This is a genomic window from Carboxylicivirga agarovorans, from assembly GCF_050589845.1.
GTDB lineage: Bacteria > Bacteroidota > Bacteroidia > Bacteroidales > Marinilabiliaceae > Carboxylicivirga > Carboxylicivirga agarovorans.
Genome location: NZ_JBNGPA010000067.1, coordinates 1 through 8586 on the forward strand (window position 1 = coordinate 1; position 8586 = coordinate 8586).

Sequence of the window (8586 nt, forward strand, 5' to 3'; positions counted from 1 at the left end):
AGTGTTGTTCAAAACAAGAAACCATACAGTCAAGACTATATTTGTCTTGATCCTAGAGAAAGAAATATGAACAGCTCCAATGAAAAAGTGGCTTAAAAAATTGTAATTTATTAGAGTATATCTGTGGCAAAAAGCAGAGCTAATGAGTTGACTGACTGACTGCACCTTAACCACAACGGATAGTTATGGAGCTGTGACTTATTATCGAAGTGAACAGATGTATTGCTGCGAATTGACACCAGGCTTTCAATGGTAGAGTTTGCTTAAATTTCCTCAAGTTCATCATCCTTGTTTTTTGAGTTAGTAATCAATTTTCAACAAACATACTGCCATTAAAAGCTGTTTGCAATGACAGTGCATGCATTGTAATTTGGCAAAACCACTATCACGCTCACCATGATGTACTTAGGCTATTTTTACCACTGCTTATGTTAAAAATATAACTCAATGCACGTTAGCGAAAACGCCTTTTTTTCACGAAAATCACTAAAAAAGGACATCAAAAGTACATTTTGGGGTCTGTTTGAGCCTTTTTGGGGTCAATTTCGGACCATAATCGGGTCTTATTCGGTATTTCTTCGGTAATTGTTCGGTAATTGTTCGGTAATTGCCCGGCTACGCGCGTAGCCGAACAATTACCGAAGGATTACCGAACAACTGTCGAACAATTACCGAAGCGGGATTGAAGCTGTACCGAAGCTGTCTGGTAGAAAAGTGCAACAAATACCGAAAAAATTGTATTGAAAATGCAGGTAAGCTATAAATAGTTAAGTAGAATCAACCGATGAATTAATGCTATTGCACCAGCAAATCAGATTTCATTATTCACTTCTTCTATTTTTTCCCTAGCGGTTTACTTTCTGCAAAAATCAACTTAAATTACATAACGCATTAACCTACTTATATTTATTCAATTCGTGTTTCTTTAATTTTTAATCGCCTAAAACATTAAGAACATGAAAAAATTTAGCCATGCACTTGCCATGCTTGCAGGTATGATTCTTATACTGTCTACCCCGTCGTGTGAATACCTCGATCAAATTGGTGGTTCCAAAGCCATGAACAGCAAACTTAACCAGGAACGCATAAAGGTAGGACGTGCCTTGCTCGAAGTAACTGGAGGAGGAATAGATGAAATTCTTCCTTACTACGCAGACGATATTGAGTATCACGATCCTATTGTTGACATTTATGGAATCGAGCATATGACCGGATTCCTTTATATGCTTATAGAAAATTCGTCACCCGATCTTAAAACGGAAGTCATCGAAGAAACACTTGTTGACGACATCTACTCTGCCACCTGGATCATGTAAGGTAGCTTCAATGGAATTCCTTATAAGGCAAAAGGCATCTCCATCTTTAAATTCAAGCCATACTCCTTACAGGTATACTATCAACGCGATTACTATTCTGAGGGCGATATTATGGCTGAGATTAAAAATCCTGATGGTACACCCGGCCTGGATCTTGTAGTGTTTTATTTCAGAGAACAGTACAGGTGCTCTGTTGTGCCTGACTACCCTTGTTCACTACCTCCTCCATCATCAACTACAAGTACTATCCAAGGTCACTTAAAGGGGCAGAAATTATTAAAAAAACAGTTAAGCGTTGGTCGTCTTCTGGTGCAGCTGGATGCCGATAACTGGCCAACTATTATTCCATACCTGGCAGACAACTACGAGTATCACGATCCTATTGTAGATATCTATACACCAGCGACCATGGCTGATTTCCTTGGACGATTGTTTTCCCAATCGCAAGACTTGATCACTGTTGTCGAAGATGAAACACTTGTTGATGATATCTATATGGCGACATGGACCATGACCGGTGTTGTGAACGGTGCTGTTATTGAGGCTCCCGGTATGACTATAGTGAAATTTAAACGAGGAACTACCGAGCTTATATTTTCACGAGACTATTATTCCGAGGGTGATATTATGATTGGTATTGACCAACTAAGCCAGGCTGTTATGGGCTTCCGCGAGTACTACCTTTGTGCCGTTGATCCCAAGCATGACTGCCAACTTGGGCAATAGACTTTTAAATAACTCATCTGATGACAATTAATAATTATTTTTAGTCATCAGATGAGTTATAATTCTATATCTTATACACAAAGCTTAACATGTAAAACTGATTCAGGGTTGGGCTGAATGATTCTGATACAGAGAATTCATCCACCTGCCTGTTGATCTCATTTTCGTGATTGGCCAGGTCATATGCCGTAAGGATGATTTCACCTTTATTGTTTTTAAACACCTTGGTGCTTAGTGCCAGGTTGAGGTAAAGACGACTGTTACTGGCCAGGTTACCCGATGCTCCGGTATAGGTGTGATTGGTGTTGGTCTTAAAAATAAACTTCTTATAAAAATTATAATACAGGTTAATGGAACTACTCTGGGTAAAGTAATTGCTTTGTGAGGCTGATCCACTTTGCCCGTCCACCATTGAAAAATGGCTGTTGCTGACAATCTTAAAATCAATCTTCTCACTGATATTGGAACTTAAGGTAAAGTTTTGTGTCATATTCAACCTGTTGGAATGGTTCACCACATTGTTGATAATGGTAGGCGTGCGGTTATAACTGAGGCCCGTACGCATATTTAGTTTTGACTTGAGCTTTTTAAACGGCAGGCTAAAGGTACCATCTAAACTAACACGGTAATAACCGTCGAGATTAACGGCCTGGCTAAACTGACCACCAGCCGGTAAAAAGTAATCGCCCAGTACTGTTGTATCGTTTTGCGCCACCACTCTGTTTTGGGCCACCTTGTTATTGGTTACTCTCGCCCGCAAAGCTATGGATGTAAAGGTGCCCTTTACCGGGTTTGACTTCCGAATGGAAAAAGACACCTGGTGCGTTTGTGACGATTTCAGGTTGGGGTTACCGGTTGAAATATACAAGGGATTACTATTATCGACAATGTCTTGCAAATCACGCAAGGATGGGTTACGGTTAGACATGCCATAACTGGCCTGCATACTTAGTTTCTTCCTGGTTTCGTGCGAATATTTTACCTGCGGTTCAAAAAAGAGAAAATGCTCTTTCAGATTCTCAGTCTCCGGGAATACTTCTGCGCTCTCAAGGGTTGTCTGCGAGATATTAATACCCAGGTAGAGATTGGATTTTCGTTCACCCGTTTTAAAAGCCAGCTTACCCTTGTGCACTTTCGATGCATTATTAAACTCACTGGAAGTTAAGGTATCAAGAGCTGTATAATCACCGCTTTGCTCATCGTAATTAAAACTCTTTCGCACCGATTCTCCATCGCGTTGAGAGTAGTTATAACCAAAATTAAGGTGACTTTTCTTGCTTAGGGCGTGATTATAGCTTAGTCCGTACCCATAGGCTGTGTTTGTTTTGTTATTGTTTGAGCGTTGATCAACCGACTGAACCATTTCACCTGCTTCGTTTTGTGTTTCGGAGCGCAGTGAGCCATCCCCTTCATTTTGGAAAACATTCATATTAACATTAGCCGATATGGCACTACCTTTCTCATTCAAGCGACGAATAAAATTGATACGGCCTCCAAGCATATTCTTATCCACTTCATTGGAATTGACACGCAAGTTTTCATTCAAGAGCTTGCCATTCATATAGGTGCTTGAATTGGTCAGACTGCGACTTTCTGAACTTGTTTTGCCGGCATTAACAGAAGTACGTAACTGAAACTTTTCATTGGCCTGGTTTGACCAGTCAATACCTGCCATCTGGTTCGCGCTTTTGCTTTGCGTCCTGCTTTCTGCCTGGTTGGCCTGCCCCTGCAATGCTCCGGCCACATATTCGCGTGAGTTGGTCGAATAATTTTCATTCTCATTATCAGACAGGTTATACCTCACGTTTAAGTCATTATCACCCATAATACCATAGTTGGCACCAAGCATCTTGCTTTCCATTTCATTGCCCGATATGGCATTTTGACCCCTTCCCCGGTTGATTTTTATGGGTGCACTCACATTATTGATGCCTCCATTGATGTTAAGCCGGTTTTTCTCACTATAGCGGTTAAAGTTAGCCTCTCCCACATAACGTTCATCCTTACCCAGGCCGGCAGCCAATTCACCCATCATCAGGTGTTCCTTCTTGGCCCTGGTTACAATGTTAACGGTCTGGCCTCCGTTCATATCCTCAAAACCCGAGTATTTGGCTTCGTCACTTTTGTACTGGTACACTTCAACCTCCTCAATCATCTCAGGCGATATCCTGGTCAGTGCCTCTTGCACATTATTACCAAAAAATCGTTTACCATCGACCAATACCTCTTTAATGGTATCGCCCATGGCCATGAGCTTACCGTCAATTTCAAAAAAACCGGGCATCTTCAGCAATAAGTCGTTGGCCGTTGCATCCATACTCACCTTAAAAGCCTCGGGGTTAAAGAGCACGGTGTCGCCCTTTTGAAAGGTTGGTGCCAGCTGACTAACCACCTGTATCTCGTCCAACAAGGCCGCTTCTTCCCAAAGGGTAATGGTACCCAATGCCAATGGCTCTCCTTCAATCAGCAATGTATCGCGGAAAGGCTTATAGCCCATAAAGGATATTTGCAAGGCATATTTCCCCCTGGCAGCACTCAGGTCAAACTCTCCCGTCATGGAGGTAATGGTTCCTTCCTGCACCAGTGAGTCGCTTACATTGGTCAATAGAACCGTGGCACCTGGCAACGGCAATTGTTCGCCTGAATCAATAACCACCCCTTTGATACCAAGACCTTGTGCTATAACGGCAACGGGTAAGAGTAATAAAAAAACAAGGAATAAATATCTGAACATTTATTTGTGAGTAAAGGTTAAGGAAATTAAGTAATATGTTAACAAGGACTTATATACAAAGAAAACAATAGTAAGAATAAGACTGGGTTAAAGTGTCACAATCATCGTTAATTAAGGTTAACACACTTTTATATTATCAATTCAAATATGTTTCATATGCTACCTATAAGATGACACATGGAATGTTAAAGGGGGTGACCGCGGAAGAAAAAAAACAGGAATCACTACGGCGAATGATTCCTGTTACATAAAAATTTAAATCCTGTTAAGTGATTATCTCTGTACTAAGACGATAATCACCTTACCAACTTTTGGGCTTTTTTGTATAGTTCTGGAAAGTTATAAACAACTATATTGTTTGAACCTGCCGATAAATTGATAAAGGGACCCGCCAGGTTTTTATCTGTTCTTATATTACCAAAGAAATCTGTTGTTACTGATGCATCAAAAGAGAAAGGTAAAGCGATTGCTTCATGGTCAACCACCGGGAAGGTGTTGTTAAAAAAGGCTTCTGGTAAATCAAAGCTAAGAATAATCTGGTGGTCAGCTTCGCTTATTACTGCGTTTGAAGCAACATCCAACACCACCATCCCGGCGTCAGCAGTATTATTGCCAGCACCGTCTATAAAGACATTAGATCTGTATATTGAGCTGTCTTCAACAATCGCATTATCCAATCCGCCGCCCATAAAGATATTCTGCAGCCAACGTGCATTACCTATCTGCACCCTGTTTCCCCAGGGCTGGTTTTCCCATTTTAGTTTTGAGCCTACAAAAAGGTTATTAACCCAGGCATCGCCACGTGTTGAAAAAGCGCCAACGGCATTGGTAGCGATGATATTATTTGCCACCATGTTAGGCCCTGTAAAATTGGCCTCTGTCAATATACCAAAACTACCGGTGTTGAGTATGACATTTTGTGATACGTCCCAGTTGCTGTTTTTAAAATCATTCCAGATGCCATGGGCAGCACCAATCTCGGCATCTACCGTATAAACATTGCGAACAAAGTTATTGCGAATGGTAATGCTGTCTGCATTATGGAACTTGATACCGGCTGTTTCCCAGCCACCAAATTCCATTCGATAGTTAATATCTTCAATAAAGTTATTATGCACCTGTGTTTTCTGGTTCCACAGCTGTCCGGCCACAGCACCTTGTCCGCAACGCATAATCACATTATTACGTATGATGTGGTGACCTCGATCGGTTGAATCAGCTTCACCTGTAGGCAATCCGATTGAGATACCCAAGGCCTTTGAATAAGCAATGATATTGTTTTCGATAAGCCAGTGGTGACCACCATTGGAGCCAACGGCGCCCGGCTGGTCAACAGTAGGTGGTGCCCAATGAGATGCCACGTTCATGATAGTAAATCCCTTGATAGTGATATAGTTTAAGCCGGGTTGCACAGGATAAAAGGCATAAGGCCTCAAACTCAGTTCGGTTTGTGCTTCATTGGGATCTTCCCCGCCGAAGTTGGTATAAAGAATGGTTTTTGTTTCGTGTGGCTCAACATACCAGGTATAAGCCATTTGTTTCACCTCATCCAGGGTCTGCTTTTCAGTCAATCCTTTACCATCGATAATAATATCTCCACGATGCGTCCAGCGTCCGTATTTCAGCCAGCCCCAGCCATCGCCCGATTCATCAACACCTACTTCTTCAGGATGTCTTGACAGCATTCTGAAGGCATTATTCTTATGAAACAGGCCACCTTCAAACTCTGCTTTCCACAACCCTTTTTCCAGTGCCCGCCAGTTGGTGGTTCTTTCTGATCCTAATAACCTCACATCAGCACCTGTTTCAGCCTGATATGTTATTCGTTTGTCTTCAGATGATCCGCCACGGGCCGGTTTCACCCATTCACGATAAACACCTTCGCGCACAAGGACCACGTCACCAGGCATAGCTACCTGTGCCGCTTTATTTATGGTTAAAAATGGTTTTTCTGATGATCCGACATTTTCATCCGATCCTGACTTAGAAACGTAGTAGGTGTTTCCCTTCTTTTCATCAGCATGTTGTTTGCTGGAGCATGATCCTAATAGCAGTAAAGAAACCATCATACAATAAGAAATGATTCTTAAATACATAACTTGAAAATTAACAGATTATATAAAGCTGACTATTGAGGAGATATCGATATAATTACTTTCCTCTTTCTGATCCTCGCTTTAAATATACATGGGCTTACCGATATGTCAATCAACTATTTCAAGGAAGATGATGAATGATGTGTTTATGTGCAGTTTTTCAACATTTGTTTTAAAAGAAATGATGCCTTGGCAAGGCGGAAAGTGAGGTATTTGTGAGGTGAGTATATCACTGATCAACATAGTCAGTGAAAAAAGAACCACTCCGGCAAGTGGTTCCTTTTGGCAGACTTTGATCTGGCAAAGCCAGCTTTAATTGGTTTTTATGCGTATTCTTATAGTTAATACTGACTAGCAGTATAAACCCAAATCTTTGACTAAGAATGGTTGCTCCCGTTTATAATGATCGATCATCAGTGCACGGTTTACATTGGCAACAATTAATAATTCTGTTTCAGCTACCTGGTTAATTTTCAATATCCTGTTTATTGGAGGACATCCTTTAAACAGGCAATTCCCGCTTTGACTGAAAATGGATAAATAATCCATTTCACCAGGACACTTAATAATAATGTCCTTTCCTACCCACTTAATTGTATACTTCCTGTTCATCACTCTATCGTTTACAGTGCTCATTTGGTAAGCACATCTATTATAAAGACACATTAGTCTTAAAAAAGGGTGACACGATGGTTTTATTTCTTATCACAAATCAAATGAATGAATCATTACATGCACTTAGCTATGATATTGTAATAATCCTGATAATGGCTATCTACCTAAAACCTGTACTTTAGCAGGTACATTCTGCATGCATAATCCTAAAGCTTTTATGCAGTAGCAATTTAATGTAAACAGTTATTCAGTTGCGTATTGTATATCTTAAAATGTATGGCAATAAAAAATCCTAACACTCATAACCAGAGTATTAGGATTTATTTTGTGCCCAAGACTGGACTCGAACCAAAATCTTATCAATCTGAATATCTTTTACTTACAACCACCTTTCTTTATAGGTCCCGATTTAGTCCCTTTTTTAGCTTTCAACACGTTTCGTTAGTATAAATTTACAATATTTTTAAAAGCATTCAAAATTCACATTAGTCAAATTTGAAACATTTTGAAAGCTGTATTACAAATATATGCATGGAATATGGTCCAAAATAATTCAATTTCGCTTAAAAGTAATCACTAATTTCTTACTATTACCTTTGTTGAAAAAATGAGTTCCAATACATTCAATTACATCCTCTTTTCAATGCAGAAAGATAAAACACAAGAGGTAGAATGTAGACTCATAATAGTTAGAAGGTTCGTAAAAATTAATCCTGATGAATCAGTCCATCAGGATTACAAAAAATGATCACAATCTATTATTCAATTTCCAATATGTAGTCAACTGCACGCTGCGCCAAACTGGCAGCAGACACTATAAACTTTTTATCACTCTTAAGCTTTTTAAGCCATCCCTGGATATATGCAACACTGTTGTCTAGCGTAACATTTTCAATGCCACTAATGCCACACAAATAAGCCGCTCCCATCTCGGCAACCAATTCTTCTTGATTATCAGAATTTCATGATAATCAGGATTATCCTAACTAAAACATTATCCCAACTTCCAGAACAAATATTTTAGTTTACAGCGTGTTAATATTATGAAAGTTGGAATAATATTTCTTCAACAAAGTGGACTGTCTTTATTAATCATCAG

Annotated in this window: 6 protein-coding genes; 2 read left to right on the top strand and 4 right to left on the bottom strand. The window is 39.9% G+C overall.

The window, feature by feature from the left end:
- Positions 1 to 956 precede the first annotated feature (956 nt).
- Entirely contained in the window at positions 957 to 1316 is a 360-nt protein-coding gene (locus ACRD69_RS25070; RefSeq protein WP_430817881.1) for a nuclear transport factor 2 family protein, read from the top strand.
- Between the two features lie 111 nt (positions 1317 to 1427).
- Positions 1428 to 2042 carry a nuclear transport factor 2 family protein gene (locus ACRD69_RS25075; protein WP_430817882.1) on the top strand — a complete coding sequence of 205 codons (615 nt, stop codon included), beginning with the start codon at positions 1428 to 1430 and terminating at the stop codon, positions 2040 to 2042.
- Between the two features lie 64 nt (positions 2043 to 2106).
- Here the strand turns inward: ACRD69_RS25075 and ACRD69_RS25080 are convergent, their stop codons facing one another.
- The 4 genes from ACRD69_RS25080 to ACRD69_RS25095 form a co-directional block, all read right to left on the bottom strand.
- Complete coding sequence (locus ACRD69_RS25080) at positions 2107 to 4776, bottom strand: outer membrane beta-barrel protein (RefSeq protein ID WP_430817883.1); 2670 nt, start codon at positions 4774 to 4776, stop codon at positions 2107 to 2109.
- A gap of 296 nt (positions 4777 to 5072) precedes the next feature.
- Positions 5073 to 6872: a right-handed parallel beta-helix repeat-containing protein gene (locus ACRD69_RS25085; protein WP_430817884.1), complete on the bottom strand. Its 1800-nt coding sequence runs from the start codon at positions 6870 to 6872 to the stop codon at positions 5073 to 5075.
- A gap of 351 nt (positions 6873 to 7223) precedes the next feature.
- Positions 7224 to 7484 (bottom strand): hypothetical protein, encoded by a 261-nt coding sequence (locus tag ACRD69_RS25090; protein WP_430817885.1) that lies wholly within the window; start codon positions 7482 to 7484, stop codon positions 7224 to 7226.
- A gap of 761 nt (positions 7485 to 8245) precedes the next feature.
- Positions 8246 to 8428: a zincin-like metallopeptidase domain-containing protein gene (locus tag ACRD69_RS25095; RefSeq protein ID WP_430817886.1), complete on the bottom strand. Its 183-nt coding sequence runs from the start codon at positions 8426 to 8428 to the stop codon at positions 8246 to 8248.
- Between the last annotated feature and the right edge of the window lie 158 nt (positions 8429 to 8586).

Bases quoted from the DNA above. Each gene is read 5' to 3' on its own strand.
- ACRD69_RS25075 (WP_430817882.1), top strand. From the start codon at position 1,428: ATGGCTGAGATTAAAAATCCTGATGGTACACCCGGCCTGGATCTTGTA.
- ACRD69_RS25070 (WP_430817881.1), top strand. From the start codon at position 957: ATGAAAAAATTTAGCCATGCACTTGCCATGCTTGCAGGTATGATTCTT.
- ACRD69_RS25090 (WP_430817885.1), bottom strand. From the start codon at position 7,484: ATGAACAGGAAGTATACAATTAAGTGGGTAGGAAAGGACATTATTATT.
- ACRD69_RS25080 (WP_430817883.1), bottom strand. From the start codon at position 4,776: ATGTTCAGATATTTATTCCTTGTTTTTTTATTACTCTTACCCGTTGCC.
- ACRD69_RS25085 (WP_430817884.1), bottom strand. From the start codon at position 6,872: ATGTATTTAAGAATCATTTCTTATTGTATGATGGTTTCTTTACTGCTA.